The sequence below is a fragment of the Candidatus Oscillochloris fontis genome (assembly GCF_004138135.1).
Lineage (GTDB): Bacteria > Chloroflexota > Chloroflexia > Chloroflexales > Chloroflexaceae > Oscillochloris > Oscillochloris fontis.
Map to the genome: position 1 here is coordinate 13695 of NZ_RYFD01000015.1, position 23678 is coordinate 37372.

Sequence of the window (23678 nt, forward strand, 5' to 3'; positions counted from 1 at the left end):
CATCTCGGTAGTACCATATTAGATCGCATATTGCGCCAATGCGACTTCAAAATGGGCATGAACTTCACGGTTCTGCGTGTCACTCTTGCGGCGATCATTATTCAATACAAAACGTACCAACTTGATCTCAGGATGCTCACGCAGATATTCGACTACCGTCGCAATCGCCACCGGAGCCGCCTTCTCCACCGGGTAGCCAAAGATACCCGTACTGAGGCTGGGGAAGGCGATCCGACTAATCTGATGCTCGCTGGCCAAGGCTAAACTGGCATGGTAGGCGCTTGCCAACAGACGTGCGGCATGGTCGGGGGTATAGCGCGAGTAGATCGGCCCAACCGCGTGGATGATATGCTGGGCCTGCAACTGGAACCCAGCAGTAAGGCGTGCCTCGCCGGTGGGGCACGCGCCAATTGCACGGCACGCCGCCTCTAGTTGCTCGGCTCCGGCTGCATCGTGGATAGCGCCACACACGCCGCCGCCATTGGCCAAAGATTCATTCGCCGCATTGACCACCGCATCAACATCTTGGGTCACAATATCGCCCAATACTAATTCGATCAGTGCAGTACCGATTGGGATGCGGATCACTGGCGCTACGGAACTCAAGGCCGGTGGATTCGGTATGCGCCAACTTGCGATCAGCGCGGCCAAGCCGGTACGAATCGCGGGATTCTGAATCATAAATTCATAGTAGTGCGCCAGTATCGAGCGTGTTCCACCGGTGGGTTCGAGATTCGTCGTATTGAATCCCGCTGCCACCGCAAACCATGCCACCCGCATCTGCCGATCAACCAAGCCGATAGCTGGTTCTTCTTTGGGATTGATGATCTGCGGGGTGCCTTCAACTTGCACCAAGAAGACTGCGTGATCGGTGTTGACCGATAGATGGTGGAACAAGAAGAGTACCGACCGCGCCTGTAAGCCAAACTCCTCACGTAACTCGCGCACTGCGGCCATCAACGAATCCTCACCCGGTTCAATCCGCCCACCCGGTAGCATCCAGAAGCCCTTGGGATCAGCATGTACGAGGATCTCTCGATCCGGCCCCCACTCGATAATGATGGTCGCACGCGGTCGGCGTTGGTTCGTCATGACATGGCTCCTTAACGGCTACCGAGATTCTTCACCTCGTACTATACTCATTTCATGCGGAAGTGCAAGAGAGCATCCCGTAGGGCAGCATCGCCCGCCGTGGGTAACTGTTCACACTTCTCCTAGCTTCCAGTTTTTGACGCAAAGACGCAGAGGCGCAAAGCCTGCAACAATCCTTTACGTCCTTGCGCCTTTGCGTCAATACGAGATTTCTTTTACCCCAAGGGTGAACAGTTACCGCCATGGAGCAGTTGGCGGGCGATACTGCGCCCCTACGCCCCCCCGTCTCCTGCGGCCAACTGCTCGCGAACAGCACGCGGCAACCCCCGTACAACCAGTTGGTAGGAACCATCAATCAGTTCCTGCACCAGCGCAGGATCGAGACTCCCATCCAGCGTGAGCGTCACCCAATGGCGCTTATTGAGGTAGTAGCCCGGCTGGATGGCCGGGAATGTCGCACGAAGCACCTCACCATAGTCGGGGTCCACCTTAAGCGAGAGCCGCAGAGGCGTGCCGGTTGTCGCCAAGAGTGCAAACATCTTGCCACCGACCTTAGCAACCAGAGTCACCGCATCGAACGGAAAGCTCTCCTCCGCACCGGGCATAGCCAGCAGGAGAGTACGCAGCGAATCGAGATCATGCATTGGTTTTTCCCTCTTAAACATGGTTCGTAGCAATGTGACCCATTGCTGCCGGATGGCCCTCACTCCCGGCCTTGTTCCTGCGTGCGGGAGCGGGGTGATTCCGCAGCGCGATGGGTTCGATCCCCCCTCTCCCACTGCGTGGGAGAGGGGGCTAGGGGGTGAGGGCCGCCCGGCGCGGTGGGCGCGTCGCGAGCCAACGAACTTATAGAGTACCTGATCTGCCACGGGCTCTGCACACGCGAGTTCAGCACATTCAGCACACGCTCGCGGAACTCATCCCAGACATCGATCTACGCCTCGCCCCAGCAGGTGGCCCGTGCGGCCTACGGCCCTAACTGTAACTGCTGCCGCCCGGTTCGGCGATAACGCGCCGCCCGCATCTATCGTGGAGGAGGTGACAATGCCCATCGAGGCTCCTGACCAGCCAATCCCGCTAACGATCTTGACCGGTTTTCTTGGCGCTGGAAAGACCACGCTGCTTAACCGCATCCTGCGGGCCGACCACGGTCTTAAGGTTGCGGTTATGGTCAACGACTTCGGCAGCAGCAACTGTTCACACTTCTCCTAGCATTCCGATTTTGACGCAAAGACGCAAAGGCGCAAAGCCTGGAGGCTAGGAGAAGTGTGAACAGTTACTGCCACCGATATCGTCGTACTGAGCAAGATTGATCTGGTGGATACCGAGCAACGAGCCGCTATCGAGGCATGGGTGCGCCAGATCGTACCACGGGCACGCATCCTGCCAGCAGTCCACGGCGAAGTGCCGCTCAACCTGCTACTCGGTGTCGGGCAGTACAAACTGGATCTCGCGCCAGCACGGACACACCACGACCACAAGCATGACGCGAGTTGTGGCTGCGAACACGACCACGGGGCTGCCTTCCAGAGTTGGAGCTACACCAATGCGCAGCCGTTTGGGGTCAAGGCATTGCGCGATCTGGTACTGAGCCTACCGGCGGCGGTCTTCCGTGCGAAGGGTCTGCTCTACCTAGCCGAGGCTCCCTTACGTCGCGCCGTCCTCCAGGTAGTCGGCCCACGTGTAAGCGTCACTCTGGGCGAACCTTGGGGCGAGGAGCCACCCTGCACCCATCTGGTCTTTCTGAGCACGCCGGGCGATCTTGACACAACGGCGCTCCAAGTGGCCCTCAATGTTGCATGGAGGAGCTACCGCTGGAGCACGTGGTTGCCGCACAGCAGACCTGATAGTTAGTGGTGAGCAGTACGGTTCCGCCCTCGCGAGCAATCGTTCGCACACGATCCCAGATCGTTGCCCGCGAGTGCATATCCACACCCAGAATCGGCTCATCGAGGACGACTACGACGGGCTGGGTGAGCAGAGCACGAGCGAGGGCCATGCGGCGCTACATGCCGCCGAAAGAGGAAGCCATCGCCCGCTATGGTGGGCGCTTTGCCAGCCAGTCATTTGTGATGGAGGGCAAAGAACTAGGCTTCGAGGATCTGATCGCGCATCTCGCTACGGACGGCAGGCTCTTAGTGAACAATAACACCGTCCTCGCAACGATCTACTGGGAGGTATGAGCCTATGACAAGTAAGGTGAACCCATTTGGGCTCTGGGTTCAGTTTTCGTAGATGCTCCAGATCAGGATGATCGCGGCGATGGTGGTGATCGCCGTAATCGCCCAGGTCAGCACGGGGGTAAGGAGCGCGTTGAGGTCGGGCAATCCATTCCACATGGCGAGTAAGAAGGCGCAGGAGTGACGGGCGGCATGCCGACGAGCGCCCCTGTCCGGCGCTCTCCCTGGGCGACGAAACCAAGCGAACCGACATGAACCGGCGCGGGCATGCATGCGCTGCTGCTCCATAGGCACCACCTCCTCGCCGCGAACCAGGAACTCAGCGGATGCTGATGGGCTAGGAGGGGGCGGGACATCGGTAGGAGGTGAGGAAGTGGGGGAGTAAATGTATCGTTTTTAGCGAGTATTTCAAAGGGCCAGCGCATTATGCTACCATGTCGCTGTCTGCACTCCGTGCAGGTGACGGTTGATGCCCTCAAATTCTAGTCAACAAAACTCCTTGTAGAGATAGACGATGACGCTTAGCTTGCTCGAAACGCTCAACAGTATCAGTACATCCCTGGCGATTTTGGCGCATCAAATCCGCGCCGAGGCGCTGGCCGGCCTTGGATCGCGGAACAAGGTGGCAGAGCACGTTCTGCTTCCGGTGCTCCGACGCATGTACAACGCACCAGGATTGGCTAACACCAACGCGCTTGCGGCGAACTTTCCTGGTATAGACTTGTACGATTCATCATCAGGGCTTGGCGTGCAAGTCACGTCTGAGGTAACGGCTGGCAAGATCACCCAGACGATAGAGACGTTGGTCGCAGGGAGTTTCCCGCTCACACGGCTTGTCTTCGCGCTTGCCGCCAATACCGTCCCGAGATACCGTACCGAGACGCGTGCGAAGTGGAGAATATCGACCAAGGGGCGCTTCACTTTTGATCCTAAGGCAGATGTGCTAGCCTTCGACGACCTGCTCACCCGCATCCAGCATCTACCGATGGCTGATATTTCAGCTATCGATGCCGAACTGCAAGCCCTCGTACGCGGCACGCATCAGATCCACTTGGTACCGCACCTCCAGAATCAGGTAAAGGCACAGCTTGCAGAGGAGCAACGGATCGCCCGGTACATCCCCAATGTGTTTGTCGAAACGCAAGACACCAAATATCAAGCCCGCTGCTTTGCTCACCCCACGCTGTTCATACAACGCATTGCCGCCTGGTTCAATCGCCAACCGTTAGCGGGTTTGAATCGCCTCGCTACGATGAGTGGGGTGCCGACCGTTAGCATGCCATCTACTGAAGCATTGGTCGCGGCCGACACACTGGAACGTGCCGTTGCCGCAGCGCAGGCATTCATGAAAGACATCGAGAATCTTGACATGATGCTGACGCCCTACTCCGAGATCGGCAGGTCTGGAGGGGCGGCAATACCGCGCGACACGGCTCGTGCACATGTCCTCAATGAGACGCAGTATTATATTGAAATGACTGCCGAGGGAACGAAATACCGTCTGCGAAATCGTAGTACAGAGCTCAGATGTGTGACTGCCCGGGTATTCCTGCTCACGGGTCCAGCAGGACAGGGAAAGACCAACTTTCTGTGCGACTTCACCGAGCGATTTCTGCTTCGACACAATATTCCGTGTGCGTATATCACCGCACGTCAGATCAGCCGCTTTCCCTACTCAGATCTCAACGACGTTGTTCGTCAGCTGATTTTTCCGTCGGCCGTCACAACTCTTGAGGAAGGACTGACCACGCTGGCCGCCCCTTGTGCCGAGCGACAACAGCCCTTCGTACTCGTCATTGACGGTCTGAATGAGCATCCTGATGTTCGCACATTCGCCGGGCAACTCGAGCATTTCCTCGAAACTCTTGTTCGCTACCCTTATATACGCGTGCTCATGACTTGCCGCTCCGAGTTCCTGGAGCAGCGTTTCGGTACACTGCTGTCTGGTCCGCTCGCACCCATCCTTCACCTTTCGAAGGCCCATGGGCAGCGGTTTGACCAGGAGCAGCACCGCGAGCTTGTTGCACGCTACTTCCGATTCTTCAAAGTACGGCCGAGTCGTGTTGCCCGTCGCGTCATCGATTTTCTCCAGCGGGATGTTCTACTGCTTCGGTTTTTCTGCGAGGCTTATGGCGCACGAGGCCGTAATAGTCAGTATAAGCAACCTGTAGTGGCAGGCATCTACCGCGATGAGATCTTCCGCCGCTATGTCGAGGATAAGTTGGGTCGTGCCGAGCACTCCGTTGTGAGCGATCGCTCAATGCCACGCCCGTTGGTTCACCGAGTAGAGTTGAGACGCGTACTTTCACTCGTCGCCGCACACATGCTCGATGCTGGGCAGTATGCAAATGTCTCCCGTACCGTGGTGGCGGCTGCACTGGATGCAGAGCTTACCGCCTTGCTTGATGAGGAACTCGTCTTGCGCCACGATCTCGGCCCAGCACCCTCGCTGCTTGCTGAACCAAACGAGGTGCTGAGCTTCACGTTCGATGAGATGCGGGACTTTCTGCTTGCGCAGCACCTGCTTGACGTGCATGCACGGAATCCGGGTGAGTTCGCACGGCTTGTGGCATTGCAACAACCAACGCACACCCAGGGCGTAGAAGGCATGCAGCGCTTTCTCTTCTATGCGTCGCGCATACCTACCAACCGTTCGTTCTTCGAAAGCTACCGCACACACTCGTGGTACGGAGCCGTCTATGACACTGAGGTGTTTGCCGTACCGCCGATGTACTTAGACGCCGAAGATCGGCAGATCGTCGAGGCTGTCTTAACATCTGGCGATGCGCGTGCTCAGCACTTTGCTCGAGAGATCGCGTTGCGCTGGGAAACTTCCGTCTTCCCGATTCTCAATTTGGAAATGCTACTTACTGTCGCTAGGCACGCAGACCAGTCATTTTTCTCAGATGTACTCGTTCCGACGTTTGGCCATGCTTCCTACGGTCAGAATACGCTGGGTGAAGAGTTTTGCCGCTTTGTCGAGACCAGGGTGCTTCCTGAGTTCGCACCTAATGAGGAGCATCCTTACGATCCCATATTCCGCTTGCTGCTGCTCCTTCTTCCCATTGGTGCAAACCCAACGCTTGACTCGCCAGCAGTTACCGTTTTCCGTCAGTTAATCGCGGGCCACCCTGCATACGCGCTCGGTCTCTTGCAGGAAGCCCTCCATGACGGCTTGCGCTGGCACCGCGCCTTCGTGTGGCGCTTGCTCAGCGTGGCCGTTGCCAGCATCCCCGATCCTGCCCCTTTTATCGTCCTGGCACATGCAGATGCCACTAGCGACAGATCGGATACTTTGATTCGCCGCGAATCGGAAAGGTTTATCACTTGTGTGTCTGCGGAGCGCACGCTATGATTATCCCCTTCAAAACAAGCGAACACGGGCAAGACGAGTACATCATCTGCCTCCGCTCACCTATGACAGTCGCGGAGCTTCGTGAGCGTATGCTACAGCGCGCCAAAGTAAGCCAAGGCTCTTATGCATATCAACTCATCGACAACCTACACGCTCAAATCTTTATTCGATCCCTCGATCTCAAGGCAGATTATGCGATATACTTCGCCCGTGAGTACGCATCTTTCTTTGATTATCTACGCCGCCGGGAACGCCTCCCGTTGGAGATAGTAGCTAGGCTTGCAGAAGCCTTCGACATGAGTATCGGGATGTATTACTATAAGCTGGGGTATGCGTTTCTGACCGATACCTACGGCCTCGAGTTTCTGACACGCCTCGTTGAGGATATGCCTCAAGGAGAATTATCATGAGAATACGCACAGGGTTCGTGTCCAATAGTTCGTCGACATCCTTCCTTATTATCACGGACGACGAACTGAAGGAAGGAGCATTCCTTGAACTCATGGGGGTCACATCCGACTCGCCGATTGCAGACCTATTCCGTGAACTTTTCAGCGATGTCATCAACGCGAGTCAGTATGTTGACCTCAAACATGTCAACACACGGGTGTCGCCAGAAGCTTGGTTCAACACAGATCGGCTATCCCCAGCCATGATTGCACGTCTCCAGCAGGCTGCTGGACAAGGGCTTAAGGCATATTTTGGCACTCTGGACAGCGAAACCACAATGGTTCAGACATTCTTCTGTACGGATGCGTTCGAACTCGAGAATGAGCGAATCTACTTCAACTACCTGGAGTGTGCATGGTGACGAAGCGGCCATCTACAATCATCCTTAAGCGGTTTCCGAAGCAGCGGTACACTGCGATGTTCAATCCCCACTCCGGATTCTTCGCCCGGATCGAAGATGTGGGTGCGCCGGAGCCGTTCTGGGCCGAACACGGGCCAGAACTGCTGGACATCGCGATCACAAATTGGTGTGATCACGGCTGCTTCTTCTGCTATCGCAAGTCGGACGAGATGGGCCGCCATATGGGCCTGGACGACTATCGCGAGGTGATCCGGCAAGCACAAGTGATGCATGCCTTCCAGGTAGCGCTCGGCGGCGGAAACCCGAACCAGCATCCTGACTTCGTGGAAATCCTGCGTCTCACGAGAGAGGATTTTGGGATCGTTCCCAATTACACAACGAACGGTCGTGGCCTTACTGAAGCGGTGCTCGAAGCGACACGGCGCTATTGCGGGGCAGTAGCAGTGAGTGCATATGCGCCTTATCGAGAAACCGCAGATGCTATCGAACGACTTACAGAGCACAAGATAACTACAAACATACACTTCATTCTCTCGAGTCGGAGTATCAATACTGCGATCACCTGGTTGCAAGATCCGCCGACGTTCCTAACTCGGGCACATGCACTGGTATTCTTGAATTACAAGCCGATCGGGCGGCATGCAAACGAAAGGCTACTTGCCAATCGGAGCCCACGAATCGAGGAGTTCTTCCGACTCGCGACGACTGTGCGACATCCATGGCGGATAGGTTTCGACACTTGTACCATCACAGGTCTTGCGCGTTTCGGAAATGCGCACGACGTTAGTCTCGAAGGTTGTGACGCTGGTAGGTTCTCGCTATTCGTCTCAGAGGATCTCAGAGTCTACCCGTGTTCATTCATGGTCGAAGCGGGCTACAAAGGCGTCCCATTGCGTGGAACAACACTGCGTGAAATCTGGCAACAGCACCCTGCATTCGCACGGATTCGTGCACAGCACGCGGCAGGCGGCTGCACTGAGTGTCAGACCCGTTCGCACTGTTTATCGGGCTGTCCGCTTTTCCCTCAAATGAACCTCTGCCCGATCAACTGCCGCACCAACTCATCTCAGGAGATAGAGGTGTCTTAGTCCAACTTTGGCGCTTACGACCGAGAATGCGGGCTACAGAGCCCGGGCAGATGGTTCTCATCATGCCTCATAAACCAGTCGAAGAGGAAGCACCACAGCTAGGTCAGCCAGTACAAGAGCACCAAGCTACCAGGCGCGTCGGTATCTCTGGCACGGTCGTTGTCGTTGAGGCTCTGCGTCTAGTCAGTGCTGGTTCTGCCCACTGTGCTGCCAGCAACTACTCGCCTGCATCATCCTCGATCAACATCTCCAACATCGCCTGCACGGTCGGGACAAGATCCGGTCGAGTGAGGAGTATGTGAACAATCGCAGCCAGCGTCGGATCCAGGCGCTCACGATGGGCCTCTGGCAGGAGATGGCTGCCGGGAATGCCAAGCGTATCAGCGAGTGTCAGCAAGGTTGCGACATTGAGACCCCGGATGCCTTGCTCCCAACGTGTCACCGTCGCCCGCGTGACATGGAGCGCCTCGGCGAGATCGCGCTGTTTGACGAGTGCATCGAGCCGCTGCTCACGAAGAAGGGCACCCAGAGCCGCATCGTAGGGATGGACCGCCCCGCTCATAGCAGACGCTCCGGATCGGCCAGATCCAGCAGTGTCGCGGCGGGGTGGCCCGGCGGCGGCAACTGTACCAGCGCCTCGCTGAGGGTCGGGTCGCCAGAGCCAGTGACGACGAGAACCAGCGTGCCGTTCTCCATCGCCAGGGTGTCCGGGTTGGCCTGCGGCAGGAACTGGAGCGGGTCGGCCCAGGTACATACGCGCCCGGCGGCGGCTGACTCTCAGCGACGCCCGGCGCCTGGAGTGGCCAGCGGCACATGTCGGTACTCACACCAATATCCAGGCCGAGGTGCAGGTGGAATGAGCCGCCCGGTCTGGCCGAGCCAGCCAACGGTGCTGCCGACAAACTGGCGGAGTCGGGGTGCCGAACGGCTCACTGGTGCCGGACGGCAGCACCGGCGGCCCACCGCCACGGCTGGAGCCGACTCCCGTGCGGCTAGCCATCAATCAAGCGTCGGTAAATCCCAGGTGAGGAGTCCTCAATGACCTGGGCCTGCACCGTCTTGGCATAGAAATTCATCGCGCTGCGCGCCGGCCAGCCGATAATCGCGTAGCCATAGCCCTCGTCCCACATGGCGAGCAAGGACGTGATCAACAGGGCCTTGCCGACACCATTGCCCTGCGCCTCGCGTAAGACACCCATCGGGCCAAAGTAGCCTTTCGCGGTGGCATTGTAACAGGCGAACCCGATGATCGTGCGCTGCTGCACCGCAACGAAGCAGGTTGGTGGGTGATTCGCCATACTCGCTGCGCATTCCGCCATCCAGCTTTCTTTGGACTCCTGGGGCCAGTGGGCCTCCGCATTCGTTTCGATGAAGTGAATGACGCGCAGGGCGTCGGGTGCAAGCACACGCTTGAGCGTGATCTGCTCTTGCGCAAGCCGGGCGATCAACAAAGGATCGGGCGTCACATGGTAGAGCTTGACCAACATATCGGCCATCGTTTGCTTCTTTCTATAAGTTCTTTGATGGGATGTATCCTCTAGCTATGCGCTCAATCATATGGGTGAAGACCAACGCTGTCGCCACGAAGCTTAGCCCCAGCACCGGCAGGCCCGGCCACCCCATTGCCTGATACGATGGCTGGTAGAGGAAGTACGGTAGATGCCAGAGTGCAGCGAGGCGCGGATCGGCTCGGTATGCTGTAACAGTCGTGGCATGGCAAAGCCGCGCCATCCAATCTCTTCACCGAGCCCGAAGGTCACGAGCCAGAGGAGGATCGCACTGATAGGCGCCAGCAGCGGTAAGAAATCAACCTGCCCAATCAAGCCCAGGTCAGGCCAGACGCCGCTGGTGATCCACTGTCGATGCTGGCGCGATACTGCATGCGGCGAGGCCCGGCCCCCGGTCAATGATCGACAAACTTGCTCGATCATGATCAACGGTGACACAAAGGGCGAGATAGGCGCCAGACGCAGCGTGACGCAGAACATTCTGCAAGCGTGCGGCATGGGAGGACAGTACTCCGCCGAGCAGATCGCCGTGATGAAGGCGGCCTACTTCAACCCACTGCTGGTGGTGGAAATCATGCTGTTTGGCGCGGCCCTGTCAGCCTTGGGTTGCTGGGTCGGCGCGAATCTGCTGCGCAAGCACTTTATCAAGTCGGGCCTATGACCCACTCGATTGGTTCATAACAGCCTGTGGTGGGCGAGCAACCCACAAGCAGAGAAGGCGACCAATTGTACGAAGAACGCCCCTGGCAAGTTTGCCAGGGGCGTTTTAGGTGGAGCGGGCGACGCGATTCGAACGCGCGACCATCTGCTTGGAAGGCAGATGCTCTACCACTGAGCTACACCCGCACACCGCTAATGTACCATATTCGGCCTAAGCCTGCAACTTACTCTCGCCCAGTAACTGTTCACACTTGGGGTAAAAGAAATCTCGTATTGACGCAAAGGCGCAAGGACGCAAAGGTTGTATTGCAGGCTTTGCGCCTCTGCGTCTTTGCGTCAAAACCTGGAAGCTAGGAGAAGTGTGAACTCTTACCTCGCCCACCAAATAGGATAACGAGCCCGCCCAACGAACTGACCAGCAGGCGAATACTGAAGGCGGTGAAGGCCAGCGCTAAGGCCGTACTGGTGGCGATTCCGATCTGGTTTAGGTAGAGCGTGAAGACCAGATCACGCGCCCCTAGGTTGTTGAAGAAGATCGGTGCCAGCCCGACAATGTCGGTCAGGGGTACCATGAGCGCGAAGAGTAGCAGCGGTGCGTCAATGTGGAGCGCTCGCCCACAGATGTAGTGCAGGCTGATCCAGAGCAGGTGGAAGAGTAACGAAAGCCCCATCGCCTTCAGCATGGTGCGCCGATCAGTGGCGTAGATGCCAAAGGCGTCCGCGATCTTCTGGAGCGGGTTGCGCACCGCCTTGGGGAGGTAACGCCCAAAATGGCCCAGCAACCATGGTGACGCAAACGAGACCACCACCGCCAGAATCGCCACTAGCGCAAAACCTAGCGCCAGGAGCGTTAAGGTGGGGTCGGTGACGAGCCGCGCTCCAAAGAGGTTGGTTGAGGTGAAGAGTAATGCTACGTTGGCAATCAGGCTGAGCGCCAAAAAGCCGGTGAGCCGCTCCATAAAGACGGAGGCACTCGATTGGGCATAGCTGTTGATTCGGCGGCCAAGTTGGACGATCCGTATCGCGTCGCCACCGACCGAGGTGGGCAGGAAGTTGTTGGCAAATTGGCCCACGAGGTAGGTGCCCAGCAGCCAACGATAGGGCTGTTGCTGGTTGTGCGCCCGTAACAACACCCCCCACTTCAGCGCACTCAGAGCGATGCAGAGCATCTGTAGCAGAATCGCCAACCCGATCAGCCAGGGGTTGGCGCGTTGCCACGCCGCCCAGATGTTGGCCGGGTTGGCTTGCCAGATCAGGTAGGTGAGTAACCCACCACTGACGAAAAAGCGGATGGCAAGCAGCAGGTTGCGCTGGCTACGCTGCGCTGACGCGGCTACCTCGGTTTCGGGGGCACTCATGCGTTGGTTCTCCAATTAGGAATCGTTGGCAATCTCGATGCCCCCTAACCAGAGCGCGTTGGCACCGGCCATCCCAGGGTTGGCAGCTTCGCCTATGCTGAGGGGCAGCCGTTCTCCACTACGCGGATCGTAGAGGCCCATGACGAGGGTGTAGGTTCCGGTGGAGAGGTCGGCAGGGAGTACGAGTGGGATGGGGACTGCGATCTGCTGCCCGCTGCGCCAATCACTCGTCTGTGGGAAGGCATCTCCCCCAGGTGTGACGTCAACCCCGGCGACCCGCGTCCCCGTACTGTCATACAGGTGCAAAAAGAGTAGCAGATCCGCGCCGATTGGCCTACGTACATCCCACGCGGGGGTGACGGTCAGTTGCTGCGGTGTGTGGCTCAGGCTGTAGCCACGCAGATACAGACCGCTCCCGAACTGCGCCGGCCAGGGTGTCGTATACGCTTTGGGAAGTTGGTAGATCCAGGCGTAATCAATCCCATGAATCGTGATGGTAGTCAGAGGTGTGCCCGCCTGAATCCGAGCATAGTAGTCGGGGTTGGCCTCGCGTTGAAGCGACTCGCGGTAGACGACGGCGTAGTTGGCGTTGGCACGATCCAGGGCTTCGACTGCCTGCACTGGAACCGGCAAAAAGGGTTGTAGGGTGTGGGGTAAGGCGGAGAGTACCTGGCCCTCGTTGATGTCGCGCTGAGCAGTGAGCCACGCACCAACCCGATCCATCCCTTCGCCCCAGCCGATCAGAAACATGTGTTGCGCCACTTGGCCACCACCAAGCAGTGGGTTATAGTAGCTCAGGTAGTAGGGGTGGTACCAAGCCAGGGTTACACCTTGGAAGGCCAGCAGCACAGGGCTGAGCCAGCGCAGGGCAGGGCGCTGCTGGCGCATCCAGGCGCTGAAGTTATTCAGCCCCCAAGCGGCCAGGATCATCAGTGTGGGCCACGCCGGGAGCACGTAGCGGTCAAACTTCTTTGGCCCACTGGTCATGATAAAGAACCAAAAGAGCACGAAGCCGCCCAGCACCAACCCCATCGGCCAATCGAACGTGCCGCGCTGGTGCCACATGAACAGCGGGATGCACAGCAAACCCAACCACTCGATAGGTGTCAGGCGGTAGGCACTTGAGATGAGATAAAAGAGCGGCCCTGGATCAGCATCGCTGCGCCCCAAGAAGAATTGGCCATCGCCATTAGCACGCCCACCATTGCCGATGATCTCGCTGAAGTAGCGCCCCAAGGCTTGATCGGGAACCACCCAGAGTGCGGGCCAGAGCGCAACGACCACCACCAAGGCCATGCCGAGCCACACCAAGTAGCGCGGGATCGCCCCCATGATGCTCCGCACAACCCAGGTGCTGCCGCTAGGCCACGTCCATGTCGGGGGAGGTGGCAGGGCCAACGCCACCATACTCAGCCCGATACTCGGCAGCATGATCAGCGCTGGCCCCTTGGTGAGCAGCGCTAAGCCGCAGAAGAGGCTGGAGAGGGCCAGCCAGAAGCGTTGCGGTGGCTCGCGGTAGGCCAGGATGATCGCCAAGAGACTCAACGTGCAGAAATCGGCCAGCAGCGCATCGAGATGGATCAGACGACCATGGGCCACCAAAAAGGGTGAGCAGGCCCACAAGAGTGCCGCTAACAGAGCATGACGCGGCATGAGGCGCTGCAAAAGCAAGAACCCCACACTGATGAGAAGCGCATGCGCCAAGACCGGGCCGAGCCGTAACCACGCCAGATGACCGAGCCGATCCGGGGCCATGATCCAGCCCCATGCCAGCGCGGTGCGCTCCAGATGCAGCCCCAGGCTCGCCAACCACATCAGCGTCACCCCAGGGTGCCCGGTCAGGATCGTCTCAGCCCAGCGCCCTCCACTGATCGCCGCACTGAAGCGTTCGGTGCGCGTGATCCAGTGGTGAACCTCGTCAGCGGTGAGGAAATCGGCCAAGCCGATCACCCGCAACAGCAGGGCAACCAAAAAGACAAGTGCGACTTGTGCGCGCGAACGTTGCATCGGGGCGATTATAGCATAAAGGTGGCTTGTATCTGCCTATGAAGCATTCTGGTATAATGGCGAGCGTTCATGCAGAGACAGTCAATACCACAGAACCATGCCCGCACAGGCGATCTTGGATCGTCCTATGGTAGGCCGAAAGGTGGCCCATGACTCAGTATAAAGGCACCATCTTCATTATGGATGATGACATGGCACTACAGACGGTGCTTGAATATGCGCTGCGTAATGCCGGGTATGATGTGCTTGTCGCCCGCGATGGTCAGGAGGGGCTGAAGCGCCTAGAAACGCTCGCACCTCATCTGGTGATCAGCGATATTATGATGCCCAATATGGATGGCGTCGAGACCTTCCAACATCTCAAACAACGCTTGCAGGATGATGGTATTCCGATCATCATCATGACGGCGCTTAACCGCAAGCCTTGGTTTGCCGATCTAGAGGCCGAAGGCGCAGTAATTATTCAGAAGCCGTTTGAGGTGGATCGGTTGATCGGGTTGATCAATACGATGTTGGGGTAATGGCGTGGGTAGAGACGCAAGATATTGCGTGGGTAGAGACGCAAGATATTGCGTGGGTAGAGACGCAAGATATTGCGTGGGTAGAGACGCAAGATATTGCGTCTCTACCCACGCCATCACCGAAATGCCGGTTGCAAACGCTGGTAGGTACCATCCAGATCTTCGGGGATGAGTTTGGTTCCACCAATGATCGGCATAAAGTTGACATCGCCACTCCAACGCGGGACGATGTGCATATGCAGGTGTTCGGCAATCCCTGCCCCGGCGATGCTACCTAGGTTCATACCAATGTTGTAGCCATGCGGCGCGTAGACTTCGCCCAGAATACGCACGCAGCGCTGCGTCAGGCTGAAGAGTTCCTCCGCCACCGCTGCGCTAAGACCGGGCATGTCTGAGGTGTGCAGATAAGGCAACACCATCAGGTGGGCGGTGTTGTAGGGGTAGAGGTTCATCACCACAAAGCAACGTTCACCCCGGTAGAGGATGAGGTTCTGGGCATCATGGTTGGGCTCGGCGGCGGCAATCGCGCAAAAGACGCAACCGCCCGATTCTGGGTTGTCCCCGCGTTTGATGTAGTTCATCCGCCAAGGGGTGAATTTGGTCTCCATGTCCTCGTCTCGCTCTTAATTGCGCTTGTCCACACCGATTCGGCGTAACGCCACCAACAGCACCACCGCCAACAGCACCACCCCGGTCAGACAGAAGAGCGCCGAACCTCCCAACGTGACCCAAGCAGGCAGTGCCGCCACCCGATCTCCAAGCGTGGTTGGGGCGGGGGTGGGAGTCGGCACGGGATTGATCGCCCCTACGGGCAGCACCGGCGGATCACGGAAGCGATCTTGCGGGGCGACCTGTGGCCCACTCAGATCGGGCGCGGGCATGGTTGCAGCAGGAAGTTCGCTGCGCCACGCGGCGTCCAGTTCATCCACACTCATCCCCAAGGCGCTCTGTACAGCTTCTTCCACTGGGGTGGCCTCCGCAAACGCCATGATCATCGTCTGAAGCGGTTCTTCGCCGTAGGTGTCGAGGATGTACTCGACAATACTGCGGCTTTGCGCATACGAGAGCTGCGCCTGATCAGGGTCAGCCGGGAAACTCGAAGCGAGCGCTTCAAGTGGAATGAGCCGGTTCTCTTGCGCCGCCTCAATCAGCAACTGGTCGTACTCGCGGTCACGCACCTCCTGGTGATGCACCGCTAACCCCTCATCCAACCAGCGCGGCAGGTTGCCGTAGGGGTTCTCGATGTGCTGGTGGAGTACCTGATGGCTCAGTTCGTGTGGGATCATGCGCCGAATCTCGCGCTCGTTGTCAGGGGCAATTGCCGCTACAATCACCCCTAGCCCGGTATTGGCCTGCCCGCCAATCCATTCGGCGGAGTTGGCCTGTAATGCCGAATACATATCGGGGATACTGGCGTAGATGTAGATCCGCACCGGCGCACGCAGACTCGCCTTCAGCGTGTTGCTCAGGTTGCTCAATGTCTGCTCGACCGTCCCGGCCACTGCGTCACCAAACGCATCGCCCCCCGCATACCAGAAGATCGTCACCTCACCCACGGTGCGCTCTTGCCAGCCGAACCGCTCATCGGTATAGACAAACTGCTGCACCGGGGTTTCGATACTGTTGCCGTCGGCATCGCGGATGAGCCAGCGGTAACTCATCTCTGTACCGGGTGGGTAGTAGTAGACCTGGGTGTCCAGGCGGTGTTCCAGCCGTACCTGGGGCTGCGCCGGGGGTTCCAAATCAACAATCAGCGCCGCCTCGCTGCGGGTGGGGCCGTAGAGCAGTTGCACCGTACTGATCGCCGCTGCACTGCTCGTGGCCTCCAACGCAAACACGATCTCGTTGGGGAAATCGGGGCGGGCGCTGCTGCTGATCACCTGAATGGCTTCACTCGTCTGCGCATGAAGTGGCTGGCTGGCCATAACACAGAGAAGCATCAGAATGCCAAGAAGTGCGCGCCAATGATAGTGCATAGGTTCCCCCTACTGGCTCACATTCCAACGCAGGTAGGCTTCGATAAAGGGATCAAGCTGCCCATCCAGTACCGCGTAGACGTTGCTGGTCTCGTGGTCGGTACGATGATCCTTCACCAAGGTCGAAGGGTGCAGGTAGTAGGTACGCATCTGGCTACCAAAAGCCGCCTCGCGATGTTCGCCGCGCAGCCGCGCCCGCTCTTCAAGTTGGCGCTGCAACTCGCGTTCAAGCAGACGCCCGCGCAACACCCGCATCGCCGTCTCGCGGTTCTGGAGTTGCGAGCGCTCATTCTGGCACGTCACCACAACCCCGGTGGGAAGGTGGGTCAGGCGCACAGCGGAGTCGGTTGTATTCACCCCCTGGCCGCCATGACCACCACTGCGAAAGACATCAATCCGCAGATCTTCGGGCTTGATTGTCACCTCCGGCGCATCATCCACCTCCGGCACTACCTCCACGCGGGCAAAGGAGGTCTGGCGGGTGTGCGAGGCATTAAAGGGCGAGAGCCGAATCAGACGATGCACCCCCGCCTCGGCGCGGATGTTGCCGTAGGCATACGGGCCGCGCAACTCCAGCGTGACACTCTTGATCCCGGCCTCGTCACCTGCGCTCATGTCCACAATCGTGACGGTATAGCCCCGCGTTTCAGCCCAGCGCAGATACATCCGCAGCATCATATCGGCCCAGTCTTGGGCATCGGTGCCACCCATCCCAGCCTGGATCGAGACAAAGGCGTCACGGTCATCATAGCGGCCACTCAGCAACAGCGCCAGTTCGCGTTGCGCCAACTCCCGCTGGGCAGTACGCAACTCAGACGCTAGTTCAGCATAGAGCGTCACATCACCTTCGACCTCAATCAGATCGATCAGTTCATCCAGGCTGATCAACTGGGCCTCAAGGTTCGTCCAATGCACAACGTCATCTTTCAGGCGCGTGAGTTGCTGCATCACCCCCTGGGCCGTGCGCGGGTCGTTCCAGAGATCGGGATCAGCGGAGCGCTCCTCCAGCGTGGCGATCTGATCCTGCTTGCTCGCTAAGTCAAAGATGCCCCCGGATCGAGGCAAAACGGGCGCGTAAGCTTTGAAGATCAGCACGTAGATCCTGGGTCGTCATCAGAAGGCTCCTTTATTAAACTTCCGGGAAGCTGGACTTATAGTATGCTAGAGGCATGCTACCATAGTTCTTGGAGCCTGCTACGTGTGTAAAGAACTATCTATGCCCACCACCAACCGACTCTTGATGCTCCTCGTCGGCGACATCATCGCCCTGCTGATCTTTGCCGCGATTGGGCGGAACAGCCACGGCGCGGCAATTGGCCCAGCGGCCTTCGCCCAGGTCTTCACCACCGCCTTACCCTTCCTCCTGGGCTGGCTGATCAGTGCGCCGCTCTTTGGTGCGTTTAGCCCACACACCACCGCCAACCCGCTCCAGATGTTGCGCACAACCAGCATCGCCTGGGTCGCCGCGCTGCTGCTGGGGGCGGTGATCCGCGCCACCATGATCGGGCGTTTTAGTGAGTTCTCGTTCTACTTCGTCACCTTTATCGTGGCTCTCTTCATCCTCTGCGGCTGGCGTGGCATCTTTGCCATCTGGGAGGAACGTGGGTCACTGGGAAGAGATTGATTCATGCACTGGCCAATCTTTGATGGGCATAACGATGTACTCGCAGAACTCTATCGGCCCCAGCCGGGCCGCGAGCGCAGCTTCTTCACCCAGAGCAACGTCGGGCATCTCGATCTTCCGCGTGCGCGCGCCGGGGGGCTGGGGGGCGGCTTCTTTGCGGTCTATATCACCAATCCGCCCACCGAAACCACGCCCGACCGACCACCCGAAGGGGCGTACTGCATGCCCCTGCCCGCACCCCTCGATCTGGCCTATAGCCAGCAGATGGCGCTGGGGATGAGCGGCCTGCTCTTCCGGCTAGAGACCGAATCCCAGGGGGCGCTGAAGGTGGTGCGGCAGGCCAGTGAACTGCGCACATGCTTGGAACAGGGCGTCTTGGCCGCCATTCTCCATTTTGAAGGTGCCGAAGCGATTGATCCGGGGCTAGAGGCATTAGACCTCTTCTACCAAGCAGGGCTACGCTCACTCGGCCCGGTCTGGAGCCGCCCCAACGCCTTTGGCCACGGCGTGCCCTTCGCCTACCCCCACAGCCCCGCTACTGGCCCCGGCCTGACCGTGGCGGGGCAGGATCTCATCCGCGCCTGCAACCGCCTAGGAATCATGATCGATCTCTCGCACCTGAACGAAGCCGGTTTCTGGGATGTCGCCCGCATCTCCACCGCGCCGCTTGTCGCCACCCACTCCAACGCCCACGCCCTCTGCCCCAGCAGCCGCAACCTGACCGACAAGCAACTCGCGGCGATCCGCGAGTCGGATGGGATGGTCGGGCTGAACTTTGCGGTGAGTTTCTTGCGCCCCGATGGCCGGAATGACACAGCAACGCCGCTCAGCATCATGGTGGATCACGTGCGCTACTTGGTAGAACATGTGGGGATAGATCGGGTCGGCTTCGGCTCCGACTTTGATGGCGCGAGCATCCCGGAGGAGATCGGCGATGTGGCCGGGTTACCGCATCTGATGGCGGCGCTCGCCGAGCATTTCGGGCCAGAGGATCTGCGTAAGCTGGCATATGCCAACTGGGTGCGCGTGTTGGAGCAGACGTGGGGGGGGTAGAGGGGATGGTATAATACCCCCGGCAGTGTCGCCCCGATCAAGATCCTCATACCCAAGAGTATCTCATGCGCATCATCTTTGTTCGCCATGGCGAGACGCCGTGGAATGTCACCCTGCAATACCAGGGCCACGTCAATGTGCCACTCAATGAGCGCGGCCAGACCCAGGCGCGCCTCACCGCCGAGCGACTGGTGCGCCTCGATGCCAGCGCCCTCTATACCAGTGATATTGCCCGTGCTGCCGAGACCGCCGCGATTATTGGCCAGCATCTGGGCAAAACGCCCATCCCGATGCCCGAATTGCGCGAGATTGATGTCGGGAAGTGGGAGGGTCTGACCCCCGAAGAGCTTTACCGGCGCTACCCCGACCACATGGCCGAGTATCAGCGCGACCCGGCGCGCACGGTGCGCCTCGGTGGTGAGAGCTACGCCCAACTGCAAGTGCGGGCGCTCGTGGCGTTAGAGAAGATCGCCGCCGCGCATCGCCCCGGCGAGACGATCATCGCCGTCTCGCACGGTGGCACCATCCGCGCGCTACTCTGCCATATCATTGACCTCGATCTGGGCAACTTCGGCAAGATGTGGCTCGATAATGGCTCGCTGACTGAGATTCGCTATGGCAGCCACGGTTGGCGTCTGGTACGCCTGAATGATGCGGCGCATTTGGAAGATCTGGTGGCTGAAGGCGGCGAGTAGGGGCGTTGTTCACACGTGGGGTAAGAGAATCGTTATTGTTCACGCGAAAGCGCGAAGGTTGTATTGAAGGCTTTGCGCCTTGGCGTCTTTGCGTCAATATCTGGATGCTACGAGTAGTGTGAACTGTTACCGAGTAGGGGAGAACGACACCCATGAATACCGAGCGTGACCCGCTGGCGACCAATATCCATGCCCTGGGAATGGCGTTGCGCCGCGTGATGACCAACCAGAGCGGGGCGAGGGCGCTCGAACTTGAAGCCCAGGTGCGCCAGATGGCACGCGAACTGCGCACCCAGCCCAGCCCCGAATTGGCGGAGCGCCTCACCCGCCTGATTGCCGAGCGCCCGGTGGCTCAACTCTATGATCTGGTCAAGGCTTCGACACTCTATTTTGGGCTGGTCAATCTGGCCGAGAGTGTCGAGCGCCTGCGCATGCTGAGTGTGCGCGACCGCCAACGCTACCCCGCACCACGCGCCGAGGGTGTCACCGACGCCGTTGCTTCACTGCGTAGCCACAACGTTAGCGCCGAGGCCATCCAGGCGTGGCTCAATCAGGCGCTGATTATGCCGGTGCTCACCGCCCACCCCACCGAGTCGCGGCGGCGTACCACGCTCAATAAACTGCGCCGCATCTTCGATACGCTGATCGAGTTGACCCTGCGCACAACCCCGATGTTGCCCCACGAACATGTCGCCGCGATCACCCAGATCGAGCGCGAGATTGTGGGTCTCTGGCTGAGTGATGATGTGCGCGTCGAGAAGCCCTCGGTGCTCGATGAGGTTGAGAATGGCCTCTACTACTTCCAGCGCGTCATCTGGGATCTCTTGCCTAAACTTGACCGCGAGTTGGCTACGGCGTTGGCAGAACACTACCCCGAACAGGATTGGCAGCTACGCCCCATCCTGCGCTTTGGCAGTTGGATGGGCGGCGACCGCGATGGCAACCCGTTTGTTACGGCTGAAGTGACGGTCGCCACCGTGCGCCTGATGCGCAGTGCCATGCTGCGCCACCTGATCGCATGTCTCTCTCCGCTCCATACCGACCTGAGCCAGTCGCTGCAACAAGCGCCGGTGAGCCGCGAGGTGTTGGAACGGATTGCCTACTACCGCGATCTGTTGCCCGCTACAGCCCAGAAGATTAGCCCGCACCACTCCCGCGAGCCCTATCGCCAGTTGATCGATTTCATCCGCGCCCGGCTGGAACGCACCCTCGATCATACCCGCCACACCCCGATCCACTGGGGTCAAGACCCGCCGCCCCAGCCGCAGCCCGACATCTATTTCCATAGCGATGAGTTACTGGCCGATCTGGAGATGATGCGTACCAGCCTCAATGCCAACGGCGCGGCTCTGGTCGCCGATGGGCTGCTGCGCGATCTGATCGCCAAGGTGGCGATCTTCCGCCTGCATAGCGCCACGCTCGACATTCGCCAGCATAGCGGGCGGCATAGCGCGGCATTGCACGAACTCTTCAGTGCTGCCGGGGTTTGCGATAATTATGTCGAGTTAAGCGAGGCCGAGAAGATCGCGCTGCTGTGTGCCGAGATCGCCAGCCCACGCCCGCTCTCCGAGACGCGGCTCTCCAACTATAGCCCCGAAACCGCCGAGGTGATCCAGACCTTCCGCATGCTGGCGGCGTTGCTCGAACAGATTGACCCGCAGGTGATCGAGAATTACGTGATCAGCACCACGGGGGATGCCAGCGACATCCTGGCGGTGCTCCTCTTCTGCCACGAGGTCGGCCTCTACGAGCCGGGGCGCTTCAGTTTGCTGAATGTTGTCCCGCTCTTTGAGACTGGCGACGATCTGATTCATGCCCCGGCGATCATGGAGCGCTGCCTCACCCTACCCGCCTACCGCGAGCATCTGCGGCTGCGCGGCGATGTGCAGGAGATCATGCTGGGCTACTCCGACAGCAACAAGGAGGGCGGATTTGTGGCCGCCAACTGGGCGCTCTACCGCGCCCAAGTCGAACTCGACACGCTCGCGGAGCACCACGGCATCCAACTGCGCCTCTTCCACGGGCGCGGCGGCGCGGTGGGGCGCGGCGGTGGCCCGGCGGGCCAGGCGATCCTGGCGCAGCCCGCCGGTACGCTCAAGGGCCAGATCAAGATGACCGACCAGGGCGAGATGATCTCGGATCGGTATCTCGATCCGCGTAGCGCCCACCGTCATCTGGAGCAAGTGGTCCATGCCGTCATGCGCGCCGGGTTCCCCGAAACCTTGCCCGCACCCGACGCGGCATGGCTGGAGGTGATGGAGCAGATCGCTGATCATGCCCGCACCACCTACCGCGATCTGATCTACGGCAACCCCGAATTTCTGACCTACTTCCGCGAGGCTACTCCAATTGCCGAGATCAGCCGCCTGCGCATCGGCTCACGCCCGGCGAGCCGCCGCAACAGCGCCCGCATCGAAGATCTACGCGCCATTCCGTGGGTCTTTAGCTGGATGCAGAGCCGCCACACCATCCCCGGCTGGTTCGGGCTAGGTTCGGGGCTGGCCACGTTTGTGCAGCAGCAGGTTGAAAGTGGCGAAGCAGCGAGCCACCACATGCCCCCAGCGGAATCGGCGCTCAGCCTGTTGCGCACCATGTACCGCCAGTGGCCCTTCTTCAGCACCCTGCTCGACAACGCCCAGATGATTATGGCAAAGGCCGACATGGGGATTGCGCGCCAATATGCCGGGTTGGTCGGCGATCAGGAACTGGCACTGCGCGTCTTTGGTATCATCGAGGCCGAATTCAACCTGACCCGCGAGATGATCTGTGCGATTGCCGAGGTGGATGAAGTGCTCGGCGCAAGCCCCGCACTGCGCCACGCCATCCAGCACCGCAACCCCTATATTGATCCGCTGAGCTACATTCAGATCGAATTGCTACGTCGCCTACGGAGCGAAGCCGATCCGGATGAACAGGAGCAACTCGAAACCACCGTCTTGATGTCCATCAATGGCTTGGCAGCCGGGTTGAAGAATACGGGGTAGGAATTATACCGTGCTTGCTGCTGCCATAACCGGCTGAACAAGCACAACGGGGATAATGTGCCCATCCTTTGGTGTATAGGCTGCAATACGCAAAATGGTTCGCACCGGTAATGCACGAAGGATATCAAGTGCGAGATCGCGCGTTTCTTCGGAAAGGTCAGCTAACCCTGTCAGTGGAAATGTTCGTGGCCCAAATGCTGTTTCTTGAACCAATAATGAGTAGTCAAGTAGGGTAATACTTGCTATCTGCTGTGTTGTTTTATTGATACGCAACAAGATATGATCAGTTAGTTCAATACCAGTTGCTTTTACTGCTGGTTCAAAAACAACCGAAAGCGTATCACTCTCTTCGTCGTAATTATATATTGGTTCGATCATTATCATCCCACCTCCTTCATATACGCAGTAACGATGTAGTTATTTGGTTCAGGTCTCCCTTGTTCGTCTTCACTAAAACGGAAGAGAACAATCACGACAATATGAGTATTATATTCAACGAGATCATCATATGATTTGCTATACCGGTATTTTTGCGGGTTCAATGTATCCTGTTTGCGGCGTCCCGTTTGAAGGGTATCCTTTATGTGTTCTTCGTAGTCGGCCAGTTCCGGATGATTTATGTCTTCAATGATATGATTCCATCGCTCTTCGGTAAGATAAATGTGATACCCATAACGATCTTGTATCGTCCAGCGTCGATTAAACATAGATACCTCATCTCGAACGCATTCTTGTAGAGTGAATTATACCATAGGGCAAGGGGTCT

The 23678-nt window shown here is 58.6% G+C and carries 27 protein-coding genes and 1 tRNA gene; 13 read left to right on the forward strand and 15 right to left on the reverse strand.

All coding sequences use genetic code 11. From position 1 onward, the window contains the following. Positions 1-18: 18 nt before the first annotated feature. A complete protein-coding gene (locus EKD03_RS18670) occupies positions 19-1092 on the reverse strand; it encodes a macro domain-containing protein (protein ID WP_129629280.1) in 1074 nt (357 codons plus the stop codon). 272 nt (positions 1093-1364) lie between these two features. Continuing rightward, a complete protein-coding gene (locus EKD03_RS07760) occupies positions 1365-1736 on the reverse strand; it encodes an MmcQ/YjbR family DNA-binding protein (RefSeq protein ID WP_129629282.1) in 372 nt (123 codons plus the stop codon). 316 nt (positions 1737-2052) lie between these two features. Between EKD03_RS07760 and EKD03_RS19165 the strand changes: the two genes are divergently transcribed. The 7 genes from EKD03_RS19165 to EKD03_RS07795 all read left to right on the forward strand — a co-directional run bounded on the left by EKD03_RS19165 (position 2053) and on the right by EKD03_RS07795 (position 8526). Beyond that, positions 2053-2304 carry a GTP-binding protein gene (locus EKD03_RS19165; RefSeq protein WP_238613437.1) on the forward strand — a complete coding sequence of 84 codons (252 nt, stop codon included), beginning with the start codon at positions 2053-2055 and terminating at the stop codon, positions 2302-2304. A 105-nt stretch (positions 2305-2409) separates the two neighbouring features. After that, on the forward strand, positions 2410-2946 hold the full coding sequence (locus tag EKD03_RS07770; protein WP_174842835.1) for a GTP-binding protein: 537 nt from the start codon (positions 2410-2412) through the stop codon (positions 2944-2946). Between the two features lie 143 nt (positions 2947-3089). Next, a complete protein-coding gene (locus EKD03_RS07775) occupies positions 3090-3275 on the forward strand; it encodes a hypothetical protein (RefSeq protein WP_129629286.1) in 186 nt (61 codons plus the stop codon). Positions 3276-3786: 511 nt separating this feature from the next. After that, complete coding sequence (locus EKD03_RS07780) at positions 3787-6627, forward strand: SMEK domain-containing protein (RefSeq protein ID WP_129629289.1); 2841 nt, start codon at positions 3787-3789, stop codon at positions 6625-6627. Further along, complete coding sequence (locus tag EKD03_RS07785; protein WP_129629291.1) at positions 6624-7037, forward strand: hypothetical protein; 414 nt, start codon at positions 6624-6626, stop codon at positions 7035-7037. Before EKD03_RS07780 ends, EKD03_RS07785 begins: the two co-directional genes overlap by 4 nt. Further along, complete coding sequence (locus tag EKD03_RS07790) at positions 7034-7438, forward strand: hypothetical protein (RefSeq protein ID WP_129629293.1); 405 nt, start codon at positions 7034-7036, stop codon at positions 7436-7438. Before EKD03_RS07785 ends, EKD03_RS07790 begins: the two co-directional genes overlap by 4 nt. A gap of 56 nt (positions 7439-7494) precedes the next feature. After that, a complete protein-coding gene (locus EKD03_RS07795) occupies positions 7495-8526 on the forward strand; it encodes a radical SAM/SPASM domain-containing protein (RefSeq protein ID WP_129629295.1) in 1032 nt (343 codons plus the stop codon). Positions 8527-8743: 217 nt separating this feature from the next. On the opposite strand, the gene EKD03_RS18390 is transcribed toward EKD03_RS07795, so the two are convergent. From EKD03_RS18390 to EKD03_RS19060, 5 genes are all read right to left on the reverse strand, one after another. Then, on the reverse strand, positions 8744-9088 hold the full coding sequence (locus EKD03_RS18390; RefSeq protein ID WP_161569211.1) for a helix-turn-helix domain-containing protein: 345 nt from the start codon (positions 9086-9088) through the stop codon (positions 8744-8746). Beyond that, positions 9085-9222, reverse strand: a complete 138-nt coding sequence (locus EKD03_RS18395) for a hypothetical protein (RefSeq protein WP_161569212.1) — start codon at positions 9220-9222, stop codon at positions 9085-9087. Before EKD03_RS18395 ends, EKD03_RS18390 begins: the two co-directional genes overlap by 4 nt. A gap of 127 nt (positions 9223-9349) precedes the next feature. Further along, the gene (locus EKD03_RS18400; protein ID WP_161569213.1) at positions 9350-9526 is read right to left on the reverse strand and encodes a hypothetical protein; all 177 of its coding nucleotides are present in this window, start codon (positions 9524-9526) and stop codon (positions 9350-9352) included. Next, complete coding sequence (locus tag EKD03_RS07805; protein WP_129629299.1) at positions 9519-10022, reverse strand: GNAT family N-acetyltransferase; 504 nt, start codon at positions 10020-10022, stop codon at positions 9519-9521. The genes EKD03_RS18400 and EKD03_RS07805 overlap by 8 nt, the downstream gene beginning before the upstream one ends. Before the next feature lie 93 nt (positions 10023-10115). Next, positions 10116-10532, reverse strand: a complete 417-nt coding sequence (locus tag EKD03_RS19060) for a CPBP family intramembrane glutamic endopeptidase (RefSeq protein ID WP_420808791.1) — start codon at positions 10530-10532, stop codon at positions 10116-10118. On the opposite strand from EKD03_RS19060, the gene EKD03_RS19065 reads away from it, so the two are divergent. Next, the gene (locus EKD03_RS19065; protein ID WP_420808792.1) at positions 10531-10695 is read left to right on the forward strand and encodes an MptD family putative ECF transporter S component; all 165 of its coding nucleotides are present in this window, start codon (positions 10531-10533) and stop codon (positions 10693-10695) included. The two genes, EKD03_RS19060 and EKD03_RS19065, sit on opposite strands and share 2 nt — an antisense overlap. Positions 10696-10805: 110 nt before the next feature. On the opposite strand, the gene EKD03_RS07815 is transcribed toward EKD03_RS19065, so the two are convergent. From EKD03_RS07815 to EKD03_RS07825, 3 genes are all read right to left on the reverse strand, one after another. Beyond that, positions 10806-10880 (reverse strand) — tRNA-Gly (locus tag EKD03_RS07815). 164 nt (positions 10881-11044) lie between these two features. Continuing rightward, the gene (locus EKD03_RS07820; protein WP_129629303.1) at positions 11045-12052 is read right to left on the reverse strand and encodes a lysylphosphatidylglycerol synthase transmembrane domain-containing protein; all 1008 of its coding nucleotides are present in this window, start codon (positions 12050-12052) and stop codon (positions 11045-11047) included. 15 nt (positions 12053-12067) lie between these two features. After that, positions 12068-14059, reverse strand: a complete 1992-nt coding sequence (locus tag EKD03_RS07825) for an ArnT family glycosyltransferase (RefSeq protein WP_129629305.1) — start codon at positions 14057-14059, stop codon at positions 12068-12070. A gap of 149 nt (positions 14060-14208) precedes the next feature. Between EKD03_RS07825 and EKD03_RS07830 the strand changes: the two genes are divergently transcribed. Then, entirely contained in the window at positions 14209-14580 is a 372-nt protein-coding gene (locus EKD03_RS07830) for a response regulator (RefSeq protein ID WP_129629307.1), read from the forward strand. 116 nt (positions 14581-14696) lie between these two features. Here EKD03_RS07830 and EKD03_RS07835 read toward each other — a convergent pair whose 3' ends face one another. From EKD03_RS07835 to prfB, 3 genes are all read right to left on the reverse strand, one after another. Beyond that, positions 14697-15188: an HIT family protein gene (locus EKD03_RS07835; protein WP_174842836.1), complete on the reverse strand. Its 492-nt coding sequence runs from the start codon at positions 15186-15188 to the stop codon at positions 14697-14699. A 15-nt stretch (positions 15189-15203) separates the two neighbouring features. Then, positions 15204-16520, reverse strand: coding sequence for a peptidase MA family metallohydrolase (locus EKD03_RS07840; protein ID WP_161569214.1), 1317 nt, complete (start codon positions 16518-16520; stop codon positions 15204-15206). A gap of 45 nt (positions 16521-16565) precedes the next feature. Next, positions 16566-17670 (reverse strand): peptide chain release factor 2 gene (gene prfB, locus EKD03_RS07845; protein ID WP_174842837.1). Its coding sequence is split into 2 segments (ribosomal slippage): positions 16566-17597 and positions 17599-17670, totalling 1104 coding nucleotides; the frame shifts between segments, so codons are not numbered across the junction. A 102-nt stretch (positions 17671-17772) separates the two neighbouring features. On the opposite strand from prfB, the gene EKD03_RS07850 reads away from it, so the two are divergent. From EKD03_RS07850 to ppc, 4 genes are all read left to right on the forward strand, one after another. After that, positions 17773-18180 carry a DUF3054 domain-containing protein gene (locus tag EKD03_RS07850; RefSeq protein WP_129629312.1) on the forward strand — a complete coding sequence of 136 codons (408 nt, stop codon included), beginning with the start codon at positions 17773-17775 and terminating at the stop codon, positions 18178-18180. A 3-nt stretch (positions 18181-18183) separates the two neighbouring features. Beyond that, positions 18184-19233: a dipeptidase gene (locus tag EKD03_RS07855; protein ID WP_129629314.1), complete on the forward strand. Its 1050-nt coding sequence runs from the start codon at positions 18184-18186 to the stop codon at positions 19231-19233. A gap of 65 nt (positions 19234-19298) precedes the next feature. Beyond that, complete coding sequence (locus EKD03_RS07860) at positions 19299-19928, forward strand: histidine phosphatase family protein (protein ID WP_129629316.1); 630 nt, start codon at positions 19299-19301, stop codon at positions 19926-19928. Positions 19929-20080: 152 nt separating this feature from the next. Beyond that, positions 20081-22912 (forward strand): phosphoenolpyruvate carboxylase, encoded by a 2832-nt coding sequence (gene ppc / locus EKD03_RS07865; protein ID WP_129629318.1) that lies wholly within the window; start codon positions 20081-20083, stop codon positions 22910-22912. A gap of 3 nt (positions 22913-22915) precedes the next feature. Here ppc and EKD03_RS07870 read toward each other — a convergent pair whose 3' ends face one another. Next, positions 22916-23290: a DUF2283 domain-containing protein gene (locus tag EKD03_RS07870; protein ID WP_129629320.1), complete on the reverse strand. Its 375-nt coding sequence runs from the start codon at positions 23288-23290 to the stop codon at positions 22916-22918. A 2-nt stretch (positions 23291-23292) separates the two neighbouring features. Next, on the reverse strand, positions 23293-23619 hold the full coding sequence (locus EKD03_RS07875; RefSeq protein ID WP_129629322.1) for a hypothetical protein: 327 nt from the start codon (positions 23617-23619) through the stop codon (positions 23293-23295). Between the last annotated feature and the right edge of the window lie 59 nt (positions 23620-23678).